At 70.3% G+C, this 19,743-nt stretch carries 19 protein-coding genes; 8 read left to right on the plus strand and 11 right to left on the minus strand.

Annotated features, from left to right (window positions below):
* Nucleotides 1-112 precede the first annotated feature (112 nt).
* Nucleotides 113-340, plus strand: coding sequence for a hypothetical protein (locus tag PV762_RS05625; RefSeq protein ID WP_421034045.1), 228 nt, complete (start codon nucleotides 113-115; stop codon nucleotides 338-340).
* 21 nt (nucleotides 341-361) lie between these two features.
* On the opposite strand, the gene PV762_RS05630 is transcribed toward PV762_RS05625, so the two are convergent.
* On the minus strand, nucleotides 362-1,561 hold the full coding sequence (locus tag PV762_RS05630) for a pyridoxal phosphate-dependent aminotransferase (protein ID WP_421034046.1): 1,200 nt from the start codon (nucleotides 1,559-1,561) through the stop codon (nucleotides 362-364).
* A 90-nt stretch (nucleotides 1,562-1,651) separates the two neighbouring features.
* Here PV762_RS05630 and PV762_RS05635 point away from each other — a divergent pair, with 90 nt between their 5' ends.
* From PV762_RS05635 to PV762_RS05645, 3 genes are all read left to right on the plus strand, one after another.
* Nucleotides 1,652-2,065, plus strand: a complete 414-nt coding sequence (locus tag PV762_RS05635) for a DUF2946 family protein (RefSeq protein ID WP_421034047.1) — start codon at nucleotides 1,652-1,654, stop codon at nucleotides 2,063-2,065.
* Nucleotides 2,066-2,235: 170 nt separating this feature from the next.
* Entirely contained in the window at nucleotides 2,236-4,359 is a 2,124-nt protein-coding gene (locus PV762_RS05640) for a TonB-dependent siderophore receptor (protein ID WP_421034048.1), read from the plus strand.
* Entirely contained in the window at nucleotides 4,349-5,527 is a 1,179-nt protein-coding gene (locus PV762_RS05645; protein WP_421034049.1) for a DUF1624 domain-containing protein, read from the plus strand. Before PV762_RS05640 ends, PV762_RS05645 begins: the two co-directional genes overlap by 11 nt.
* 45 nt (nucleotides 5,528-5,572) lie before the next feature.
* Here PV762_RS05645 and PV762_RS05650 read toward each other — a convergent pair whose 3' ends face one another.
* Nucleotides 5,573-6,667, minus strand: a complete 1,095-nt coding sequence (locus PV762_RS05650) for an ABC transporter substrate-binding protein (protein ID WP_421034050.1) — start codon at nucleotides 6,665-6,667, stop codon at nucleotides 5,573-5,575.
* Between the two features lie 238 nt (nucleotides 6,668-6,905).
* Here PV762_RS05650 and PV762_RS05655 point away from each other — a divergent pair, with 238 nt between their 5' ends.
* Together PV762_RS05655 and PV762_RS05660 are read left to right on the plus strand one after the other, a co-directional pair.
* Nucleotides 6,906-8,783: a glycoside hydrolase family 15 protein gene (locus PV762_RS05655; protein WP_421034051.1), complete on the plus strand. Its 1,878-nt coding sequence runs from the start codon at nucleotides 6,906-6,908 to the stop codon at nucleotides 8,781-8,783.
* The gene (locus PV762_RS05660; RefSeq protein WP_421034052.1) at nucleotides 8,780-9,646 is read left to right on the plus strand and encodes an SDR family oxidoreductase; all 867 of its coding nucleotides are present in this window, start codon (nucleotides 8,780-8,782) and stop codon (nucleotides 9,644-9,646) included. The genes PV762_RS05655 and PV762_RS05660 overlap by 4 nt, the downstream gene beginning before the upstream one ends.
* On the opposite strand, the gene PV762_RS05665 is transcribed toward PV762_RS05660, so the two are convergent.
* Nucleotides 9,643-10,725: a homoserine dehydrogenase gene (locus tag PV762_RS05665; RefSeq protein ID WP_421034053.1), complete on the minus strand. Its 1,083-nt coding sequence runs from the start codon at nucleotides 10,723-10,725 to the stop codon at nucleotides 9,643-9,645. The two genes, PV762_RS05660 and PV762_RS05665, sit on opposite strands and share 4 nt — an antisense overlap.
* 167 nt (nucleotides 10,726-10,892) lie before the next feature.
* Between PV762_RS05665 and PV762_RS05670 the strand changes: the two genes are divergently transcribed.
* Nucleotides 10,893-11,462, plus strand: a complete 570-nt coding sequence (locus PV762_RS05670) for a nuclear transport factor 2 family protein (protein WP_421034054.1) — start codon at nucleotides 10,893-10,895, stop codon at nucleotides 11,460-11,462.
* Between the two features lie 9 nt (nucleotides 11,463-11,471).
* On the opposite strand, the gene PV762_RS05675 is transcribed toward PV762_RS05670, so the two are convergent.
* Nucleotides 11,472-12,419, minus strand: coding sequence for a LysR family transcriptional regulator (locus tag PV762_RS05675; protein ID WP_421034055.1), 948 nt, complete (start codon nucleotides 12,417-12,419; stop codon nucleotides 11,472-11,474).
* 131 nt (nucleotides 12,420-12,550) lie between these two features.
* Here PV762_RS05675 and PV762_RS05680 point away from each other — a divergent pair, with 131 nt between their 5' ends.
* Nucleotides 12,551-13,930: an MFS transporter gene (locus PV762_RS05680; protein ID WP_421034056.1), complete on the plus strand. Its 1,380-nt coding sequence runs from the start codon at nucleotides 12,551-12,553 to the stop codon at nucleotides 13,928-13,930.
* A gap of 121 nt (nucleotides 13,931-14,051) precedes the next feature.
* Here the strand turns inward: PV762_RS05680 and nusB are convergent, their stop codons facing one another.
* The 7 genes from nusB to PV762_RS05715 form a co-directional block, all read right to left on the minus strand.
* Complete coding sequence (gene nusB, locus PV762_RS05685) at nucleotides 14,052-14,576, minus strand: transcription antitermination factor NusB (RefSeq protein ID WP_421034057.1); 525 nt, start codon at nucleotides 14,574-14,576, stop codon at nucleotides 14,052-14,054.
* Complete coding sequence (gene ribH, locus PV762_RS05690) at nucleotides 14,573-15,037, minus strand: 6,7-dimethyl-8-ribityllumazine synthase (protein WP_421034058.1); 465 nt, start codon at nucleotides 15,035-15,037, stop codon at nucleotides 14,573-14,575. The genes nusB and ribH overlap by 4 nt, the downstream gene beginning before the upstream one ends.
* A 7-nt stretch (nucleotides 15,038-15,044) precedes the next feature.
* Nucleotides 15,045-16,157: a bifunctional 3,4-dihydroxy-2-butanone-4-phosphate synthase/GTP cyclohydrolase II gene (ribBA, locus tag PV762_RS05695; RefSeq protein WP_421034059.1), complete on the minus strand. Its 1,113-nt coding sequence runs from the start codon at nucleotides 16,155-16,157 to the stop codon at nucleotides 15,045-15,047.
* A gap of 71 nt (nucleotides 16,158-16,228) precedes the next feature.
* Nucleotides 16,229-17,344: a bifunctional diaminohydroxyphosphoribosylaminopyrimidine deaminase/5-amino-6-(5-phosphoribosylamino)uracil reductase RibD gene (gene ribD / locus PV762_RS05700; protein ID WP_421034083.1), complete on the minus strand. Its 1,116-nt coding sequence runs from the start codon at nucleotides 17,342-17,344 to the stop codon at nucleotides 16,229-16,231.
* A gap of 94 nt (nucleotides 17,345-17,438) precedes the next feature.
* The gene (locus tag PV762_RS05705; RefSeq protein ID WP_421034060.1) at nucleotides 17,439-17,894 is read right to left on the minus strand and encodes a type IV pilus modification PilV family protein; all 456 of its coding nucleotides are present in this window, start codon (nucleotides 17,892-17,894) and stop codon (nucleotides 17,439-17,441) included.
* A gap of 8 nt (nucleotides 17,895-17,902) precedes the next feature.
* Complete coding sequence (locus PV762_RS05710) at nucleotides 17,903-19,000, minus strand: hypothetical protein (RefSeq protein ID WP_421034061.1); 1,098 nt, start codon at nucleotides 18,998-19,000, stop codon at nucleotides 17,903-17,905.
* A gap of 95 nt (nucleotides 19,001-19,095) precedes the next feature.
* Nucleotides 19,096-19,719 carry a PilW family protein gene (locus PV762_RS05715; protein ID WP_421034062.1) on the minus strand — a complete coding sequence of 208 codons (624 nt, stop codon included), beginning with the start codon at nucleotides 19,717-19,719 and terminating at the stop codon, nucleotides 19,096-19,098.
* Nucleotides 19,720-19,743: the final 24 nt, after the last annotated feature.

The raw sequence follows: 19,743 nt of genomic DNA on the forward strand, positions 1-19,743 counted from the left end.
CGCACCCGGTCCGGGCAGCCGCAGGCGCGGCCCGCCCGTCGCGATCCCCCTGCCGGGTGGGGGGCTGGCACGCCGCGTGCTCTGTCGGTTCGTGTTCTTCATGTGACGCGCCATGCACCCCTTTGATCTCGACTACATCGGTCAACTCGCCACCGCGGCGGTCACGCCCAAGGGCCGGCAGGCGTCCCAGGCGTCCCGGCTGGCCTCCCGCCGCATCGAGGCGATGCGCACCTCCGACGACCCGCACCAGCGGGTGCTGGGGGCCGGGGGCATCGCGGGGCTGGGTCAGCGCGCCGACCTCGCGAAGACAGGACGCATCCTGAAGCCGACCAATCTGTAACGGACGACGCCGCGAGCGGGTTCAGGCCCGGGCCTTCAACTGGTCCAGGCGGGCGCTCACGCGCTCGAGCGCCTCGCGGAGATCGGCCATGCTGCTCGCGAAGGACAGGCGCAGGAAGCGTTCGCCGAAAGCCGGGCCGAAGTCGCGGCCGGGCGTGAGCGCGACCTGCGCGTGTGCCATCAGGTCCATGCACAGGTCCCAGCTGGAGAGCCCGGTGCCGGAGGCGTCGGCCCAGGCGTAGAACGCACCGTCGGGCACGACGGGAACGGGCAGGCCCATGGCCTCGAGCGCGGGCACGACGACGTCGCGACGTCGGCGAAGCTCCTCGCGGCGGCGTTCGTATTCGGTGATCGACGCGGGCTCGAAGCAGGCCAGTGCCGCGTGCTGCGCGATCGTCGACGGGCAGATGTAGAGGTTCTGCGCGAGCTTCTCGACCGCGCCGACCATCGCCGGCGGCAGCACCAGCCAGCCGAGCCGCCAGCCCGTCATGCCGAAATACTTGGAGAAACTGTTGATCGACACGACGTCGTCTCCGAGCGTCAGCGCGCTGCGCGCATAACGGTCGTCGTAGCCGAGCGGCTGGTAGATCTCGTCGACGACGGTGACGCCGCCGCGCTCGCGCACGAAGGCGTGGATGCCGGCGAGTTCCTCCGGCGGGATGGAGGTGCCGGTCGGGTTGCTCGGCGAGGCGAGCAGCACGCCTCGGCTGCGGGGGCTCCAGTGCGCGCGCAGCCGGTCGAGGCTGAGCTGGAACCGTTCCCCGGCAGTCGACGGGATCAGCACCGGCGTCGCGTCGACGGCGGCGACGAAATGGCGGTTGCAGGGGTAGCTCGGGTCCGGCATCAGGACGTCGTCGCCGGCCTGGAACAGCGCCAGGCAGGCCAGCTGCAGGGCGGCGGACGCGCCGGCGGTGACGACGATGCGATCGGGATCCAGGGTCAGGTGTTGCGTCTGGCCGTACCAGTCGGCGATGCGCTGGCGCAGCGCGCGCAGGCCGTTGGCCTGCGTGTAGGGGATGCGGCCCTCGGCGGTGAAGCGCGCGGCGGCCTCACGGACGCCGGGGCTGGCGCCGAAGTCGGGCTCGCCGATGTTCAGGTAGATCATGCGCCGGCCGCCCTGCGCCGGATCGCAGACGGCGGAGCGGGCGATCTCGTCGGCCCGCTTGGCGCATTCCATGACGTAGAACGGGTCGATGCGCGCTACTCGATCGGACAGTTTCATGACGGAATGATAGGTCGTCCGCTTGCGGCAGAATGCTGCGGTCGTCTCCTGCGCGTCTCTGCGCGTCTCCTACGCGCTGTCACCGTCCCCATGTCGTCGTCCCGACAATCCGCACCCCCCTGGCTGCTCCTGCTCCTGCTGGTGTGCGGTCTGCTGGGCCGTCCGTTGCACGACGCATGGCACATCGCGCATCCGCCCGGCGAGTCCGAAGGCGCGGCCACGATCGTGTCGATCGCCGCTGGCGATGCGCGTGCGGTCCCTGCCGGCGACGAGGCAGGCGATCTGCAGGAGGCAGCCCAGGACGCCGATGACGCCGATAACGGCGTGAAGTCCGACGCCTGCGCCTGGTGCCTGTTCCACGCGCAGGCCGTGGCCTCTGGACACGCGCCCGATGCGCTGCTGAGCCATGCCGAAGCCGACACGCCCCCCGCGGTGCTGTCCCGCGAGCCGCTGCGCTCGCTCGTCTGGACCGTCGCGAAGCCCCGCGGACCCCCGTCCGCCTGAACCGCCGCTGCGCCGCGTGCGCAGACCACGTCCGCGCCGGGTGCGCGGGCGCTCCCCCCGGTCCACCTCGCCGGGGAGCCGTCGACCCGTCGTCACGTGCTCCCCGGGGTCACTCCTTGCCTTCCATGACCTCCCATTCCGTTTCGCGTGCCGGTGTCGCACGCTCGTCCGTGGCCGTCCGCGCCGTGCTGCTCCTGCTGCCTTCGCTCTGCGCCGCAGCCTCGTACGCGTCCTCCAACGGATCTTCCGACGGGGCCGCCGACACGGCGCCCGATGCGGTTCTCGACCCCGTCGGCGTCAAGGGCACACGCCAACCCTATCGGACGCTCGTCGTCACCGGCGCGATGAAGACCGACACCCCGGCGCGCGACCTTCCGCAGAGCGTGCGCGTGCTGTCCGAGACGCTGCTGACGGACGCCGGCGTCACGCGGCTCGACCAGGCGCTCGACCTCGCGAGCGGACTCTCCCGGCAGAGCAACCTCGGCGGCCTGTGGGACAGCTACGCCATGCGCGGCTTCACCGGCGATCCGAGCTTCGGCTCGGACTACCTGGTCAACGGCTTCAGCGCCAGCCGCGGCTACAACGGCGTGCGCGACACCGCGAACGTTGCCTCGGTCGAGGTGCTGAAAGGACCGGCCTCCGCGCTCTACGGCCGCGGCGAGCCTGGCGGCACGGTCAACATCACCACCCGCAAGCCGCTGTTCGTGCCCGAGCACGCGATCGGCTTCTTCGTCGGCAGCCACGGCAGCCACCGCACGACCGCCGAGTCGACCGGGCCCTTGAGCGAGCGCCTCGCATACCGCGTCACGGCCGCGCAGGACCGCGCCGGCAGCGACCGCGATCACGTCGAGTCGCGCCGCACGATGATCTCGCCGTCCCTGCTGTGGATGCCGGACGCCGACACGACGGTCTCCTATGAACTGGAGTTCTCGAAGCAGAGGGCGACTTTCGACCGCGGTGTCGTCGCGATCGACGGGCAGCTCGGCCGCGTCCCGCGCCACGCCTTCTACGGCGAGCCCGACGACGGGCCGACCGCCACGCGCAGCGTCGGCCATCAGCTCTTCGTCCAGCACCAGATCAACGACGACTGGTCGCTGCAGACCGGCCTCAGCCACCGGGACAGCGCGCTGGACGGCGTCGCAACCGAGGCGCGTTTCCTGCAGGCCGACAAGCGCACGCTGGTCCGCCAGCGACGCACGCGCGCGTTCGACGGCACCGACCTGTCGGGACGCCTCGAACTGCTGGGCACCGTGCGCGCGGCCGGTCTCACGCACCACCTGCTGTTCGGCGCCGACGCCTACCGTTTCGTCGACCAGCGCGAGCAGTACCGCGTCGCGACCTCGACGCCGATCGACCTGTTCGAGCCGGTCTACGGCGCGACGCCGCCCGCGATGGTGCTGAACACCTGGACGCGCGAGGAGCAGAAGTCACGCTCCGTCTATGCGCAGGATCAGATGGACCTTGGCACGCGCTGGAAACTGCTCGTGGGCCTGCGCCACGACAGCTACGACCAGTCGTTGCTGAACCGACGCAGCGGCATCACGACCGAGCAGTCGCTCGGCGCGACCTCGCCGCGTGCGGGCGTCGTCTATCAGCCGAGCGGCACGGTCTCGCTCTATGCGACCGCCTCGCGCAGCTTCCGGCCCAACAGTGGCGTGAGCCGCAGCTACACGCCGTTCCCGGCGGAGAAGGGCCGTTCCACCGAGGCCGGCGCGAAGTACGACGCCGCCGACGGCCGGCTGTCCGCCACGCTGGCCGTCTACCGCATCGAGAAGGACAACGTGCTGACGCCGGATCCGACCGATCCCAACAACTTCTCCATCGCGGCCGGCGAGGTGCGCAGCCAGGGCGTGGAGCTCGACGTCGGCGGCGAAGTGGCCCGCGATCTGCGCCTGTCCTTCGCCTACGCGTTCACGGACGCGCAGGTGACCCGCGACAACAACACCTTCCTCGTCGGACGGCAGCTCGCCAACGTGCCCCGGCAGAGCGCGACGCTGCTGCTGGTGCAGGGCTTCGCGCTGGGCGCGGGACAGGCGACGGCGGGCTTGGGCGTGAACCTCGTCGACCGGCGCGAAGGCGCCGTCGCGCCGCTCACCCCCGCCGACGATGTCGGCCTTCCCGGCTACGCGACGCTGAAACTGCTCGGCAGCTACCGACCCGACAAGCAGTGGTCCTTCGCCCTTGACATCGACAACCTGCTCGACCGCGACTACTACGCCAGCGCCTACAGCCAGGTCTGGGTCGCGCCGGGCGCGGGCCGCAAACTCACCCTGTCCGCACGTTATGCGTTCTGACGTTCACACCCCCGCGCCAGCGTCGTCGGGCATCGGCTCGCGCATCGCCTCGATCGACGCGCTGCGCGGCTTCGTGATGATCGTCATGCTGCTCGATCACGTGCGCGAGACCTTCTACCTGCACCTCCAGGTGACGGACCCGATGACCGTGCCCGGCACGCCGCCGGAGCTCTTCTTCTCGCGGCTCGCGGCGCACCTGTGCGCGCCGGTGTTCGTGTTCCTGAGCGGGCTGTCGGCCTGGCTCTACGCGAACCCCGACGACTCGCCGCGGCGCGACGTCCGGCGTTTCCTGCTCAAGCGCGGCTTGCTGCTGATCGGCCTGGAGCTCACGCTGGTCAACTTCGCCTGGAGCGCGAGCTTCAGCGTGATCTACCTCCAGGTGATCTGGGCGATCGGCGTCAGCATGCTGGCGCTCGCGCTGCTTTCGGGCTTGCCGCGCCGGGCGCTCGCGGGCATCGGGCTGGTGATCGTCGGCGGACACAACGCGCTCGCCGGCCTGTCGGTGCCGCCGGACAGCCTCTGGCATGCGCCGTGGACCCTGATGCTGCATCGCGACTGGCTGATCCCCGAGGGGTTCGTGAAGGTGCGCGTGAGTTATCCGGCGTTGCCGTGGGTCGGCGTGATCCTGCTGGGCTTTGCGTTGGGACCGCTGTTCGCACGCGCGTCCGATGCGGGCCAGCGGCGGCGCGCGCTGCTGGGACTCTCGGCGGCGTGTCTGCTCGCGCTTGGGGTCCTGCGCGGCTTCAACCTCTATGGCGAGAACGCGCCTTGGGTGGCGGGCGCCACGACGCTGGTGACGGCGATGTCCTTCCTGAACTTCACGAAGTACCCGCCGTCGCTGGATTTCCTGCTGCTCACGCTGGGGATCGGCCTGACGCTGCTGGCCGCGTTCGAACGTTGGCGCAACGCCTTCACCCGCCTGTGCGCGGTCTTCGGCGGCGCGCCGATGTTCTATTACCTGCTGCACCTCTACGTGCTGCTGATCGGGTATCGCGTCCTGCTCGCGGTCCTCGGGCCCAACCAGGGCGAGCGCTTCGGCGTGGACGCCGGCCAGTTCCCGTGGATCTGGGGCGTCTGGCTCACGCTGGTGCCGCTGCTCTATCCGCCGGTGAAGGCCTTCGCGGCCTACAAGCGGCGCACGCGCCGCGCCTGGGTGAAGTACCTGTGACCGCACCGGCCCGCAGCCGGGGGCGGCGGGTCCGACGCGGCTGGCTCAGCGCACGAAGCGGTTGCCTTCGCCGACGATGGAGAGGTCCGCGAAGTCCAGGCCGGAGTGGTCGGTCGGGCTGTAGCTGATCTCCAGGCCGCCGATGTTGACCTTCTGCATGTTCTCCAGCGTGTCGCGCAGCTTCTGGCGCGTGGGGTGCGGGCCGGCGCGGCGCAGCGCTTCGACCAGCACCTTCGCGCCGGCGAAGCCTTCGACCATGGCCGGCGTGATGTCGCCGTGCCCTTGCGCGGTGGAGAGCGTCTGCGCCTCGGTCACGATGGCGGCGTTGCGGGAGCGCTCGTAGGGGAACACCTGCCCGACGATGATGCCGCGCGCGTTCTTGCCCAGCGAGGCGACGAAGCCCGACGAGGCGTTGTTGGACAGGGTCACGATCTGGACGCGCGAGCCGCCGTCGCGCAGCGCGGTCACGCCGTCCACCACGGCCTGGCCCGAGCCCAGGATGATGACGGCCTGCGCCGAGGTCGACTGCGTCTTGGCGACGGTCGCCTTGAAGTCGGGATGCGCGCGATCGAATTTCTCGACGAAGGCCGCCGTCTTGCCCACCGCGGCGAAGCCCGCCATCACACCGACCACCGCGTCCGCGCCGAAGGAGTCGTCGACCTGGGCCACGCCGATCTTCTCGATGCCGATGAGGCTCAGGTGACGGACCGCGCGCTCCGCTTCACGCTGGTAGGTCGCGCGGACGTTGAAGAGCCACGGATGGACGGGCTTGTGCAACACCATGGCGCCGGTGGACGGGGCGATCAGGGGCACGCGGTGCTCGGTGAGCAGCGGCATGATGGCCTGGTTGTGCGGCGTGCCGCGCGTCAGGAAGAGTGCCAGCACGTTGTTGTCGACGATCAGCGTCTTCGCGTTCTCGGCCGCGAGCTTCGGATCGAACTTGTCGTCCAGCGAGATCAGCTTGATCTTTTCGCCGTGCACGCCGCCGGCCTTGTTGACCGAGTCGAGGTAGAGCCTGGCGCCGTCGGTCGTTTCCTTGACGCTGGCCGCGACCGAGCCGGTAAAGCCGGAGGTCTGGCCGATGAGCACCTCGGCGTGGGAGGTCGTCGCGAGGGTGGTCGCGAAGAGGAGGGGGAGCATCAGCCCACAGAGAGTTCTCACGTGCGTTCCTGGCAGATTGTTGGGGGCCGCCATGATCGGGCGAATGGCGGCCCTGTTCGTGGTCATCGCGCCACGCCGGTGCACTTGGGCGAACACCGGTGCGAAGCGTTGTCTCAAGGTGCGAAGCGCCGCATCCCGGTGCCTCCATCGGCGGAATGTACGCAGATGTGGGAACACCGATTGCAGGGGCTTCCCGCATTTGGCGCCAGGAGTTGCATTGAGTTACCCCGACATCGGATCGCACGGCGTGATCGGCAATCTCCGCACGACGGCGCTCGTGTGCACCGACGGCACGATCGATTTCTTCTGCTTCCCGCGTTTCGACTCGCCCAGCGTGTTCCTTTCCTTGCTGGATGCGCGGCGGGGCGGGCGTTTCAGCATCCGGCCCATGGACCTCGCCGGGACGCACACGCGGCAGATGTATCTGCCCGACACCAACGTGCTGTTGACCCGTCACATGTCGGCCGAGGGGATGATCGAGGTCATCGATTACATGCCGGTTCGAAAAAATGGTCCGCAGAGCGCCCTCGTGCGACGCGTCCGTTGCATCCGGGGCACGCAGCGCTTCGAGATGCGCTGCGAGCCCCGGTTCGACTATGGGCGCGCGGACTGCGAGGCCCACGTCGGCAATGACGGCAATGACAGTGACAGCCGCGACGACGGCCTGCGGGCGACATTCCTGATCGGCGCGTCGCCGGGACCGATGCAATTGCGCAGCACGGTCCCGTTGCAGGTCGATCCCGATGGCACCGGCGCCGTGGGGACCGTCGGGGCGGTGATGGACCTGAAGGCGGGCGACGAGGTGGGCTTCGTTTTCGAATGCGTGATCGAGCGGCCCACCGACGACGAGGACCTCCATGCCTTCCTGGAGGCGTCCTTCACCGAGACGGTGGCGTACTGGCAGGCCTGGAGCGCGCGCTCGTCCTATCGCGGCCGGTGGCGGGAGATCGTGCTGCGCTCGGCGCTGATCCTGAAGCTGCTGAGCTCGGCGGAGCACGGCGCGATCATCGGCGCGGCGACGTTCGGCCTGCCCGAGCACGTCGGGGGCGTGCGCAACTGGGATTACCGCTACTGCTGGATCCGTGACGCCGCGTTCACCGTCCATGCGCTGCTGCGGCTGGGCTACACCGAGGAGGCCGACCGCTTCATCGGCTGGGCCAAGGGCCGTGCGGACGACGACGAGGACGGCGCCCGGCCGCAGGTGCTGTATGCCGTCGACGGCAGCCGCGTCGACGGGGAGATCGAGCTCGACCACCTGTCCGGCTACCGCGACTCCCGGCCGGTGCGCGTGGGCAATGCCGCGGCGACGCAACTGCAGCTGGACGTGGTGGGGGAGCTGGTCGACGCGATGTACCTGGCCGACAAGCATGGGCCCGCGCCGTCCATCGATGTCTGGCGTCGATTGACGGCGCGCATCGACTGGCTGTGCGAGCACTGGGACCAGCCCGACGACGGCATCTGGGAGATGCGCGGCGAGCGGCGCGATTTCCTCTCGGGCCGACTGCTGAGCTGGGTGGCGCTGGACCGCGCGCTGCGCATGTCCAAACGTTATGCGCGCCCGGCGCCGGTGCTGCGCTGGGTCGAGACCCGCGACGCCATCGCGTCGCAGATCATCGACGAGTTCTGGCATCCCGGGAAACAGGCCTTCGTGCAATACCGCGGCGGCGACACGCTGGACGCGGTCGTGCTGCTGATGCCGATGGTGAAGTTCATCGGTTCCAGCGATCCGCGCTGGTTGTCCACGCTCGATGCCGTGGGGCGCGAACTGAGCGTGGACGGGCTGGTCGCGCGATACACGACGGCGGACGGCGTCGATGCCGACAACCTGGACGGCCTGCACGGGCAGGAGGGCGCCTTCATGGCGTGCTCGTTCTGGTACGTCGAGTGCCTGGCCACGGCGGGCCGCGTCGACGAGGCGCGGCTGCACTTCGACAAGATGCTGACCTATGCCAACCACCTGGGGCTGTATGCCGAAGAGATCGGACGCGGCGGCGAGCACCTGGGCAACTTCCCGCAGGCGCTGACCCATCTGGCGCTGATCAGCGCGGCGCTCGCGCTGGACGGGGCCCTCGAGCGCGGAGGCGCGGCTTCATGAAAACGCACATGCTGGCACAACAGGTGGCCCTCGTCACGGGGGCGAGTTCGGGCATCGGCAAGGCGATCGCCGTGGCGATGGCGGACGCCGGCGCGTCCGTGGTGGTCAATTTCCATTCGCAGCCGGACGCGGCGCGCGAGGTGGTCGAGCACATCGCGCGGCACGGGGGACGCGCGATCGCGGTGAAGGCCGATGTCGGCTCGGAGTCCGACGTCGAACGCCTGTTCGAAGAGGCGGTGACCGCCTTCGGCCGGGTGGACATCCTCGTGGCCAATTCCGGCATCCAGCGCGACGCGCCCATCGGCGAGATGACGCTCGAGCAGTGGAACCAGGTGATCGCCACCAACCTGACCGGGCAGTTCCTGTGCGCACGCGAGGCGGTGCGGCTGTTCCGCCGACAGGGCCGGAGCAGGGGACCGGGGGACGGCCGGCGAGAGGGCCAGCGAGAGGGCCAGCGAGAGGGCGCAGACGAGGCGCCGTCGCGCGCCTTGGGCAAGATCATCCACATCAGCTCCGTCCATCAGCTCATCCCCTGGGCGGGCCATGCGAACTATGCGGCGTCCAAGGGTGGCATCGATCTCTTCATGCGCAGCCTGGCGCAGGAAGTGGCGGAGGAGGGCATCCGCGTCAATGCGATCGCGCCGGGCGCCATCGCCACGGCGATCAACCGCGAGTCGGTGGAAGACGAGGCTGCCCGCAAGAAGATGCTGTCGCTCATCCCGTACGGCCGCATCGGCGCGCCCGAGGACGTCGCGGCCGCGGCACTCTGGCTGGCCAGCGATGCCTCGGACTACGTGGTGGGCACGACGCTGTTCATCGACGGCGGGATGAGCCTGTATCCGGAGTTCCGGGACGGAGGCTAGAGGCTGCGCTGCCTGAGCGGCGCTTGAGGCGCTTGAGGCCCTTGAGGCCCTTGAGGCCCTTGAGGCCTGGGCGGACGCTGCAAGTCCCTGAGGATGTGCTCGAGGTCCTTGAGCGCGGCGGCGGCCGTGCCATAGGGACTCGATCCGCCGCCCACGAGCGTCAGTTCGCCCATCAGGTCGGTGACGACGTGGACCGACTTCGCGCGTCCGTGGGCCCGTGCGAACGGATGATCCGGTCCGCACAGCGCGATGCCGACCGACGCCTCGCACGCGCCGGTCGATCGGTCGACGCGGCCGACGAGGCGCGGGACGACACCCTGCGCCTTCCAGCGGCGCACATCCGCCAGCGTCACGTGATCGATGCCCTGGCGCTCCATCGTCTGCACGTCGATGACGTCGCCGAAGGCCGCGCTGCACAGGATCGCGATCTTGCACGCGGTGTCCCAGCCGTGGGTATCGAGCGTCGGATCGGACTCCGCGACGCCCAGCCGCTGCGCTTCGGCGAGCGCGTCGGCGAAGTCGCACTCCCTGTCCATCATCTCGGACAGGATGATGTTGGTCGTGCCGGTCACGATGGCGGAGAGCGACGTCACCTCGCAGCCCGCCAGGTTGTACTGGACCAGGTCGACCGTCGGCATGGCCGATCCCGCGGCGCCGCTCACCTTGAGGGCCAGCCCCCGGCGGCTGGCTTCCGCGTGCAGGCCGGGGAAGTCGCGGACCAGCGCGCCCTTGGAGATCGCGATCACGTGCATCTGCCGGTGGAACGCTTGCCGGATGTAGCCGAGCGCCGCGCCGCCGGTGCGGAAGTCGGTCGGGCTCGCCTCGATCAGCAGGTCCGCCGGCACCTGCTCGATGAAGGTTTCACCGGTCAGACCCTGGGTGTAGCCGGCGCGGTCCGACAACGCTTCCAGACTCAGGCCCCCCTCGTCGATGAGTCCGGCGGAGGAGCCGCAGATGCCGACGACGCGCACATCCAGATCGAATTGCTGGCGATAGCGGGCTGCCCGGGCCGAGAGCAGTTCCGCCACCTTGCGGCCGATGCCGCCGAAGCCGGTGATCGCGATATGGAGTCGGGCCATGGGGAAATGCGCCGCGCGCGTAGGGAGGTGAGAAGGCAGCGTGGATTCTGCGTCATGCCGACGACAGGGCGTCGGCGTATCAGGCAAGCGTTCTGGAGAATCGTGCGAGACCGTTCCGCTGCCCGGCGGCAGAGTGATCCTTCTGTTGAAGACCAGGAGTGACCGCCATGCAGAGTGCCATCGTCCCCCGTCGCTCGGCCCGTCGCTGGCATCGCGCGATCGTGCCGCTCATCGTCGGGCTCATCCCGCTGTCGATGACGCAGACGCTCCACGCGGAATCGACGAATGCGCGTGCCGTCTCCCTGGAGCCCCAGCTCGCCGAGCACAACCGCGCCCGAGTCGTCGAGGCTTTCGACGCCTGGGCCAAGGGCGGCAACCGCTTCTTCGATGACCTGCTGTCGCCGTCGGTGCGCTGGACCATCCGTGGCAGTGGTCCTTACGCCGGGACCTATGTCGGTCTGGAGGACTTCGTCACCCGCGCGGTGCGTCCGTTCTCGTCGAGGCTGTCGACACCGGTCCGGCCAGTGGCCGTGCACCATGTCTTCGCGCAGGGCGACGACGTCGCCGTGCATTGGGACGGCGAGGCCCGGGCGCGCGACGGAAGGCCGTATCGCAACAGCTACGTCTGGATCTTCCGCATGAAGGACGGGCGCGTGTCGGAGGCCACCGCTTTCCTCGATCTGGTGCCCTACGAGGACGTCATCCGACGGGTGCCGTTGCCGACCCCCTCGCCTTGATCGTTGCGTTCACGTCGATGCTGTCGCCTTGCACAGCTCGAACACCAGCGCGCGCAGCCATTGGTGCCCCGGATCCTTGTCCTGGCGCGGATGCCACATCTGGGACACGGTGATGGGCGCTGTCGGCACGGGCAAGGGGAGCGCGCGCAGCGCGCCCTGAACCCGGTCGGGTGGGAAGAAGGAGGAGGGCACCAGCGCCACGAGGTCCGTCGCGGCCGCGATCGACAGCGCGGCGCGGAAGCTCGGCACGACGACCGCCACACGACGCACCAACCCGCGTGCCGCGAGCGCCTCGTCCACCGGGCCCGCGCGGCGGCCGCGACGCGAGGTCACGACGTGGGCGCAGGCCGCATAACGAGCCGCATAACCAGCCGCATGACCAGCCGCATGACGCGCTGTGCCGAGTTCAGGTTCATCGAGCAGCGCGTGGCCCACGCGCACCGCCGCGACGAAGTGATCGCGGTAAAGCGCCTGGATCCGGACCTCGGGACCGGACGCTCCGAGCACGCCGATGTCGAGGTCGATGAGGCCTTCACGCAGCGGGCGGACGTCCTTGTCCGGCTTGGGCGCGAAACGCAGGCACACGCCCGGCGCCTCCTCGGCCGCGCGGGCGACCAGCGCCGGTGCGAAGGACTCGATGAAACCGTCGTTCGCGCGCAGCGTGAAGGTCCGGTCGAGCTTGCGCAGGTCCCAACCCGCACCCGCCGGCTGCAGTACGGCGCGCGCGCCCTGGGCCAGTTCCCGGACCTGCTCGCGCAAGGCCAGCGCGTGCGGCGTGGGCACCATCGTGCGGCCCGCGCGCACGAGCAGCGGGTCGCCGGTGGCCTCGCGCAGCCGGGCCAGCGTGCGGCTCATCGCGGATTCGCTGAGCCGAAGGCGCTCGGCGGCCTTCGCCACGCTGCCCTCGGCGAGCAGCGCGTCCAGCGCGGTGAGCAGGTTGAGATCGATGTCGGCCATCGCGGCACGCTAGCACGCGCGCGAGCGGTGCGGATGGCGTCCCGTGCAGGAACTCCCTGCGCCCGGCGCGCTGGTCGCGTCGCCGGGCGGCTCCTATGCTGGACGCCACCGCCTGCCGAGTCGCCTCCCCGATGTCCGCCATCTTGCCTGCTTCGTCCGATTCCGATCCTGATGCCGACGGCGTGCCGCTGCCGCGACGTCACGCCGCGGTCGCCGCGCTGCTCGGCGCGATCGCGCTGGTCGTGCTGGACGGCGCGATCGCCAATGTCGCGCTGCCCAACATCGCGCAGACCCTGAACAGTTCGGCCGCCGACGCCATCTGGGTCGCGACGGCATATCAACTCGCGGTGGTGATGTTCCTGCTGCCCGCATCGGCCCTCGGCGAGCGCCTTGGCTATCGTCGCGTCTTCGTCGCGGGGGTGTCGCTCTTCATCGCGGCGTCGGCGCTGTGCGCGCTGGCACCGTCGCTGGGATGGCTGGTCGCGGGTCGCTGCCTGCAGGGCCTGGGCAGCGCGGCGGTGATGCCGCTCGGCCTGGCGCTGCTGCGCTTCACCTATCCGAAGCGGCTGCTCGGACAGGCCATCGCGTACAACGCGCTGGCCGTCGCGGGCGCGTCGGCGGCCGGCCCCGCCCTCGGCGCGGCGATCCTGTCGGTGGCCGGCTGGCCCTGGTTGTTCGCGGTGAACCTGCCGGTCGGCCTGCTGGTGTTGATCGCCGCCCGCGGACTGCCCGACACGCCCGGCACGCGGCGCCCGCTGGATGTCGTGAGCGTCGCGCTCAACGCGGGAATGTTCGCGGCCTTCGTGCTCGGCGGCGACCAGGTGCTGGCCAGGCCGCTGGCGGGCGGCGCGCTGCTCATCGCGGCGATCGCCTGCGGCGCAATGCTGGTCCGTCGTGAGTTGCCACGCGCGGCGCCGCTGATTCCCATCGACCTGCTGCGTTCGCCGTCGTTCCGGATGTCGATCATCGCGTCCGTGTGCTGCTTCACGGGGCAGATGGCGAGCTACGTCGCGCTGCCGTTCTACATGCATCACGTGCTGGGGCTGGGCGTGCTCGAAACCGGCCTGCTGATGACGCCCTGGCCGCTGGCGGTGATGCTGGCCGCGCCCCTGTCCGGCCGCCTGGCCGACCGCCTGCCGACGGCGTGGCTCTGCGCCGCGGGCGCCGCGTCTCTCGCCACCGGGCTCGCGCTCTGCGCGGTCTGGCCCCTGCACGAGGATCCGCGATGGCCGCTGATCGTCTTCACCGCGCTGGCGGGGTTGGGCTTCGGCTTCTTCCAGACGCCCAACAACCGCAACATGCTGCTGTCGGCGCCGAAGGAGCGCAGCGGGGCGGCCGGCGGCGCGCAAGGCGTGGCACGCCTCACCGGTCAGACGCTGGGCAGTCTGCTGATGGGCTTGCTGTTCACGTGGCGGCCCGCGTCACGCGCGTCGCACGCGGGGCTGGGGATGGCTGCGGGATTCGCGCTGGTCGCGGGACTGGTGAGCGTGTGGCGAGGGCGTGCGACTTAGCGGCGACGCGCTCTTATCTTGATCGAATCGATGTGATTCCTTGCCCCCGCATCGGCCGCACCAATGAAAAAGGCCGACGGCCCCCTTGCGGGAGCGACGTCGGCCTCGATCCGCGCGGAGATCAGCTGCCGCGCACAGCCTTGACCTCGACGGGACGCAGGTCGATCGCGGCACGGTCCAGCACGCCGTTGACGTACTTGTGGCCGTCCGTGCCGCCGAAGGACTTGGCCAGTTCGACGGCCTCGTTGATCGCGACCTTGTACGGGATGTCGATGCAGTTCTTCAGCTCGTACGCGCCGATCATCAGGATCGCGTGCTCGATCGGGGACAGCTCGGTCGTCTTGCGGTCCGCATGAACGGCCAACACGGCGTCCAGCGCGGCCGCTTCTTCGATCGCGCCGTTGAACAGCTTGTCGTAGTGACCGCGATCGGCCTTCTCGAAGCCTTCCTGCTCACGCGTGTGCGCGTCGATCACGCCCAGGTCGTCGCCGGTCACCAGCCACTGGTAGATGCCCTGCAGCGCGTGCTCGCGCGAGCGGCGGCGGGCCGACTTGGCCGGCGCCTTCTTGGCGGCCGGCTTGCCGCCCGGATTGCCGCCGCTCTTGGAAGCGGGCTTGCCGGCGGGAGAGTTGTCGTTCGTGTTCACTTGAGTTCTTTCAGCAGCTGTGCCATCTCGACGGCAACGGTCCCGGCATCGCGGCCCTTGTCTTCGGCCCGCGCCCAGGCCTGTTCCTCGTTCTCGACCGTCAGGATCGCATTGGCGATCGGCAAACGGTGGTCCAGCGTCAGGCGCGTCACGCCGGCACCGCTCTCGTTGGCGACCAGTTCGAAGTGGTAGGTCTCGCCGCGGATGATGCAGCCCAACGCGACCAGCGCGTCGAACTTGCCGCTCACCGCCATGGCTTGCAGCGCCACCGGCACTTCCAGCGCGCCCGGCACGGTCACGTGGCGGATGTCGGTCTCCTCAACGCCCAGCCGCGCCAGTTCGCCCAGGCAGGCCTTGGCCAGCGCCGTCGTCAGTTCATCGTTGAAGCGCGCCTGGACGATGCCGACGCGCAGGCCCCGTCCGTCGAGCCGGGTCGATTGACCCTTGTCAGATCCTTGCATGCGGTCCTCAGCAATTCTTGTCGTTGGCGCCCGCCTGGGCCGCCTGGAAGCCGGTGACCTCCAGTCCGTAGCCGGTCATGCTCGGCATGCGGCGCGGGCTGCCCAGCAGCTTCATCCGCTGCACGCCGAGTTCGCGCAGGATCTGCGCGCCCACGCCGTAGGTGCGCAGGTCCAGGGTCTGGCGCGTGTCTTCAGCAGCCTCCGGCTGCAGGCGCGCCAGCAGCGCTTCCGCGTCCTCGCCGCAGTTCAGCAGCACCGCGACGCCGGAACCCTCGCGCTGGATCGCCGCCAGCGCCTGGGGCAGCGGCCAGCTGTGGCCGCAACGGCCGGCGTCCAGCAGGTCCATCGCCGAGAACGGCTCGTGCACCCGCACCAGGACCTCCTGGTCGGGCTGCCACTGGCCCAGCACCAGCGCCATGTGCACGTTGTTCGAGCGGTCGCGGAAGATGTGGCAGTCGAAACGTCCCTCGCGCGTGTCCAGCGGACGCTGGGAGATGCGCTGCACGATCGATTCGTTGCGGCTGCGGTATTCGATCAGGTCGGCGATGGTGCCGATCTTCAGGCCGTGTTCCTTGGCGAAGATCTCCAGGTCCGGCAGACGGGCCATGGTGCCGTCGTCGTTCATGATCTCGCAGATCACGCCGGCGGGCGTCAGCCCGGCCATGCGCGACAGGTCGCAGCCGGCCTCGGTGTGGCCGGCGCGCATGAGCACGCCGCCGTCCTGCGCCTGCAGCGGGAAGATGTGGCCCGGCTGCACCAGGTCCGCCGCGACCGCGCCCTTGGCGACCGCGGCCTGCACGGTGCGCGCGCGGTCCGCCGCCGAGATGCCGGTCGTGACGCCGGTGGTCGCCTCGATCGACACGGTGAAGGCGGTGCCGTGCTTGGTGCCGTTGCGGGTGGCCATGGGCGGCAGCTGCAGCAGTTCGCAGCGCTCGCGGGTCAGGGTCAGGCAGATCAGGCCGCGGCCATGCTTGGCCATGAAATTGATCGCTTCCGGCGTGACGTGGTCGGCGGCGAGGACGAGGTCTCCCTCGTTCTCGCGGTCCTCTTCGTCGACGAGGATGACCATGCGGCCGGCCGCCAGCTCGGCGACCAGCTCGGGAATCGGTGAAATAGGCATGGGTGCGATTGTAGGCGGGGCGGCCCGCCTGTCCGGGGCGCGGGGTTCCTCGACGGGGTTCCTGGGCGGGGCTACGCGGCGATCGGCCGCAGGCGCAGACGCAGGTCGCCCCCGACGGACCGGCAATCGACCATCCGCAAGCGCGGCGCCCCGTCGAGCGCGGTGAGTCCGCCCAGGTCGACCATGCCGCGCCCTTCGCCCAGCAGCAGGGGCGCGACGTAGATCAGCAGTTCGTCGATCAGCCCGGCGCGCAGCAACGAGCCGTTGAGCTTGTAGCCGGCCTCGATGTGGAGCTCGTTGACCTGACGTCTGCCCAGGTCGCGGATCGCCGCGCCGAGGTCGACCTTGCCTCGGACCGGATCGGCGACGGAGACCAGTTCTGCCCCCCGGTCCACCAGCGCGGTGCCGCGCTCGCCCGGTTCGGCCAGGGCGTGATAGATCAGCAACTGCCCGGGCGGCGCCAGCAGCCGCGCCGCCGGCGACAGTTCCAGGCGCGAGTCGATCAGCACCCGCTGCGGCTGCAGCACGGTGTCGACGTCGCGGACGTCCAGGCGGGGATCGTCCTCGCGCGCGGTGCCGATGCCGGTCAGCACCGCGCCGGCACGGCGGCGCCAGACGTGACCGTCGCGGCGCGCCTCCGGGCCCGTGATCCACTGGCTGACGCCGTTCGAGAGCGCCGTCCGCCCGTCCAGCGAGGCCGCGATCTTCATCCGCACGAAGGGGCGACCGTGCTGCATCCGGGTCAGGAAGCCGATGTTGAGTTCTCGCGCCTCGACGGCGCTGGGGTGGTCGGTCGCGAGTACATCCGTCGCGATGCCGGCGGCGCGCATGCGCGCGAGCCCTTGGCCGGCGACCTGCGGATTGGGGTCGCCCAGCGCCGCGACCACCCGGCCGACGCCGGCCGCGATCAAGGCGTCGCAGCAGGGCGGCGTGCGGCCGTGGTGGGCGCAGGGCTCCAGGGTGACGTAGACGGTGGCGCCGCGCACATCCTGACCCCGGGCCTGGGCGTCGCGCAGGGCCATGATCTCGGCATGCGCCTGACCGGCCGCCTGCGTGTGCCCCTGGCCGAGCAGACGATCCTCACGGTCGACGATGACGCAGCCCACGCGCGGGTTCGGGTCGGTGAGGCCGATCGCGTCCTCGGCCAGGCGCAGGGCCTCGGCCATCCAATGGTCGTCGCGCGACATCGGCGCGTGGTCCGGGGCGTGGACATCGGCGTGGACATCGACGTGGACATCGACGTGGTGGGCGGGCGATCGGACTTCTTCCATGGCGGGGAGTCTAGCGGCGCGACCCCGGGGGAGTCTGGAGCAGGCCCGGGAGGGCCGGATCGTTGAGGGGAAGCAGGCTTTCGAGGGTGACGGACTGGAGGCGGCCGGTCCGGTCCGTCCATTGCACGCGCAGGCGCACGGGGCGCAGGGGCAGGATGACCGAGCCGGCATCGGGCGTGTCGCCATCGGCGCGGCCGAGCGCGTCGACGCTGAGCGCCGCACCGCCCGCGATGGAGAACGCGAGGTCCGGCCCTTCCCAGGTCAAGCCGGGGGAGGGGGCGTCCGGCTGCCAGCGCCAGCGCTCCAATTCGTTGCGGGCGAGGCGCAGCGCCTGGTCGTGGTGACGGGCTTCATCGGCGGCGATCCGCAGCCGGACCTGGAGCGTCATGAGGGCGATCGCGCCGATCGAGAGCAACACCAGGGCGACCAGGGCCTCGATGAGGGTGAATCCGCGGAGTGTCTTCATCGGTGCCTTCATCGGTTCGGTGTCCAGCCGCCCGGAACGGGCAGGAAACTCCCCATCTGCCGATGGATGCGATAGAGGACGCCGGCATCGTGGATGAGCTGGACCGAGCCGGCCTTGGTCACGGGGATCTCGCTGACCAGTGCCCCGCGCAGCGACGTCGGTTGATCCGCCGGCGGATGCCAATCCACGCCGTTGGCGGCGTAGATCACGCCCTGCGGGTGACCAGAGGCGAGCAGGTCCAGTCGGCCGTCGACCACCAGGACCAGCGGCGTGCCGTCGAGCGCCGGAGCCGGCCACTCGGTCAGACGGGCATCGCCGTCGACCCAGATCAGGCGGCGGCCGCGCGCCAGCGCCTGGGCCAGGGGGCCGCCGCAATCGTCGGTGCAGCGCAGGCGCGTGATGGCGGGTTGATCGCGGTAGCGAGCGGACGGATAACCGAAGACCCGGAGGAAGCTGCCCGGCCCTTCGACCAGCGCGGCCGGCGGCGGCAGGCGCAGCGCGCTGAGGAGCGCCAGCTGCTGGACGTTCTCCGTCACGCCGATCGGCCCGCCGGAGAGGTCGTCGCAGTCCGCGCGCCGGTCGCTGCAGCCGCGCACGATGAGCTTCAACTGCCCGATCCCGCCGGCATCGGCGAAGCGGATGCTGAACTGGGGTTGGGCCTCGCCGTCGGCGCGGGGGGCGGTGGTGGCGTCCCACGGCGTGCCGGCGGTGGCGGCGCAGCGGCAGGACCAACGCAGCGGGCCCGAGTTGGCGCAGGCCGGGATCGCAGGCGTTGCGGACGTCGGGGGCGGTGGGGTGGCGGCCGATCCGGAGGGCAGCGGCGGGGCGTGGTAATGACCGTCCGCGCCGATCAGGAGGAAGCGGCTGCGGAAGTCCGACGACACCGTGGCACCCGGTCCCGGTCCCGGTCGAAGCGACGCGGGTCGGCAGGCGTCGTCGATGGCGCCGCTGTTGAGCAGGGCGATGGCCCAGGCCATGCCCGACTCGGCGGCTTCGGAGGCCGCCGCCGCACGGAGATCATTGGCCGCCACCCGCTGCGCGGTCACCAGTTGCCTCGTCGCCCAGGCAGCGCCCAGCGCCAGCACACCCAGCAGCACCACGCACATGGTCAGGGTGGCGAGGCCGTGTTGCCGTCGCCGGATGAGTGGCGGGGTGAGTGGCGGGATGGGAGGACGAATGAGAGGGCGGAGGAGAGGCCGGTTCATGGGCAGTCTCCCGAGAGGGCGTCGTTGTGCAACTGACTGAGCAGTTCCAGGTGATGCCTGGCGCGTGCGTCATGCGTGGCCTCCGCATCGACCGCGACGGTCACCAGGCGCCTGGACAGTACCGACGGGCAGACGCTGTCCAGGGGATGGGCCCGGGCATCGACTCGCACCTCCAGCCTGTTCACGCGCAGCAGGTCGGGATCCGTCAGCGGCTGGTAACGACCGGCGATCAACTGGTCGATCCGGCCGTCGCTCAGCCGGAAGCCGGAGGTCTCCCGGACGCTGCCGGCACTCGGCGCGCTCCCGTCCCGGGCGAAGCTGTAGCTGACCCGCCGCCCCGCGTCCTCCACGGCGATCTCGGTGAAGGGGTTGCGGGCGGGGACATCCGTGTCGTCCTGCCAGACCCCGTCCTGCGCGCGGTCCCAGAACGCCGCGCGCCGCAGGTCCCGCAGGATGAGTTCGGCCGTGGCGCGCAGGTCCTGCTGAACCTGCAGCTCCAGCATGAGCCGGTGATGCTCCCCAAGCTGGATGCCCGCCATCGAGAAGGCCCCCGCGAGCAGCAGCAGGCTTACCGCCAGGCCGATCATGAACTCGACCAGGGTGAAACCTCGTTGTGTCATCGTTCGTGTCATCGTTGCGCCTCC

It is taken from the genome of Mitsuaria sp. CC2 (genome assembly GCF_048957715.1).
GTDB lineage: Bacteria > Pseudomonadota > Gammaproteobacteria > Burkholderiales > Burkholderiaceae_C > Roseateles.

Coding starts and splice junctions, on each gene's coding strand:
- PV762_RS05625 (WP_421034045.1), top strand. CDS start 113: ATGCACCCCTTTGATCTCGACTACATCGGTCAACTCGCCACCGCGGCG.
- PV762_RS05630 (WP_421034046.1), bottom strand. CDS start 1,561: ATGAAACTGTCCGATCGAGTAGCGCGCATCGACCCGTTCTACGTCATG.
- PV762_RS05635 (WP_421034047.1), top strand. CDS start 1,652: ATGTCGTCGTCCCGACAATCCGCACCCCCCTGGCTGCTCCTGCTCCTG.
- PV762_RS05645 (WP_421034049.1), top strand. CDS start 4,349: ATGCGTTCTGACGTTCACACCCCCGCGCCAGCGTCGTCGGGCATCGGC.
- PV762_RS05650 (WP_421034050.1), bottom strand. CDS start 6,667: ATGCTCCCCCTCCTCTTCGCGACCACCCTCGCGACGACCTCCCACGCC.
- PV762_RS05660 (WP_421034052.1), top strand. CDS start 8,780: ATGAAAACGCACATGCTGGCACAACAGGTGGCCCTCGTCACGGGGGCG.
- PV762_RS05665 (WP_421034053.1), bottom strand. CDS start 10,725: ATGGCCCGACTCCATATCGCGATCACCGGCTTCGGCGGCATCGGCCGC.
- PV762_RS05670 (WP_421034054.1), top strand. CDS start 10,893: ATGCAGAGTGCCATCGTCCCCCGTCGCTCGGCCCGTCGCTGGCATCGC.
- PV762_RS05675 (WP_421034055.1), bottom strand. CDS start 12,419: ATGGCCGACATCGATCTCAACCTGCTCACCGCGCTGGACGCGCTGCTC.
- PV762_RS05680 (WP_421034056.1), top strand. CDS start 12,551: ATGTCCGCCATCTTGCCTGCTTCGTCCGATTCCGATCCTGATGCCGAC.
- ribH (WP_421034058.1), bottom strand. CDS start 15,037: ATGCAAGGATCTGACAAGGGTCAATCGACCCGGCTCGACGGACGGGGC.
- ribBA (WP_421034059.1), bottom strand. CDS start 16,157: ATGCCTATTTCACCGATTCCCGAGCTGGTCGCCGAGCTGGCGGCCGGC.
- ribD (WP_421034083.1), bottom strand. CDS start 17,344: ATGTCGCGCGACGACCATTGGATGGCCGAGGCCCTGCGCCTGGCCGAG.
- PV762_RS05705 (WP_421034060.1), bottom strand. CDS start 17,894: ATGAAGACACTCCGCGGATTCACCCTCATCGAGGCCCTGGTCGCCCTG.
- PV762_RS05710 (WP_421034061.1), bottom strand. CDS start 19,000: ATGTGCGTGGTGCTGCTGGGTGTGCTGGCGCTGGGCGCTGCCTGGGCG.
- PV762_RS05715 (WP_421034062.1), bottom strand. CDS start 19,719: ATGACACAACGAGGTTTCACCCTGGTCGAGTTCATGATCGGCCTGGCG.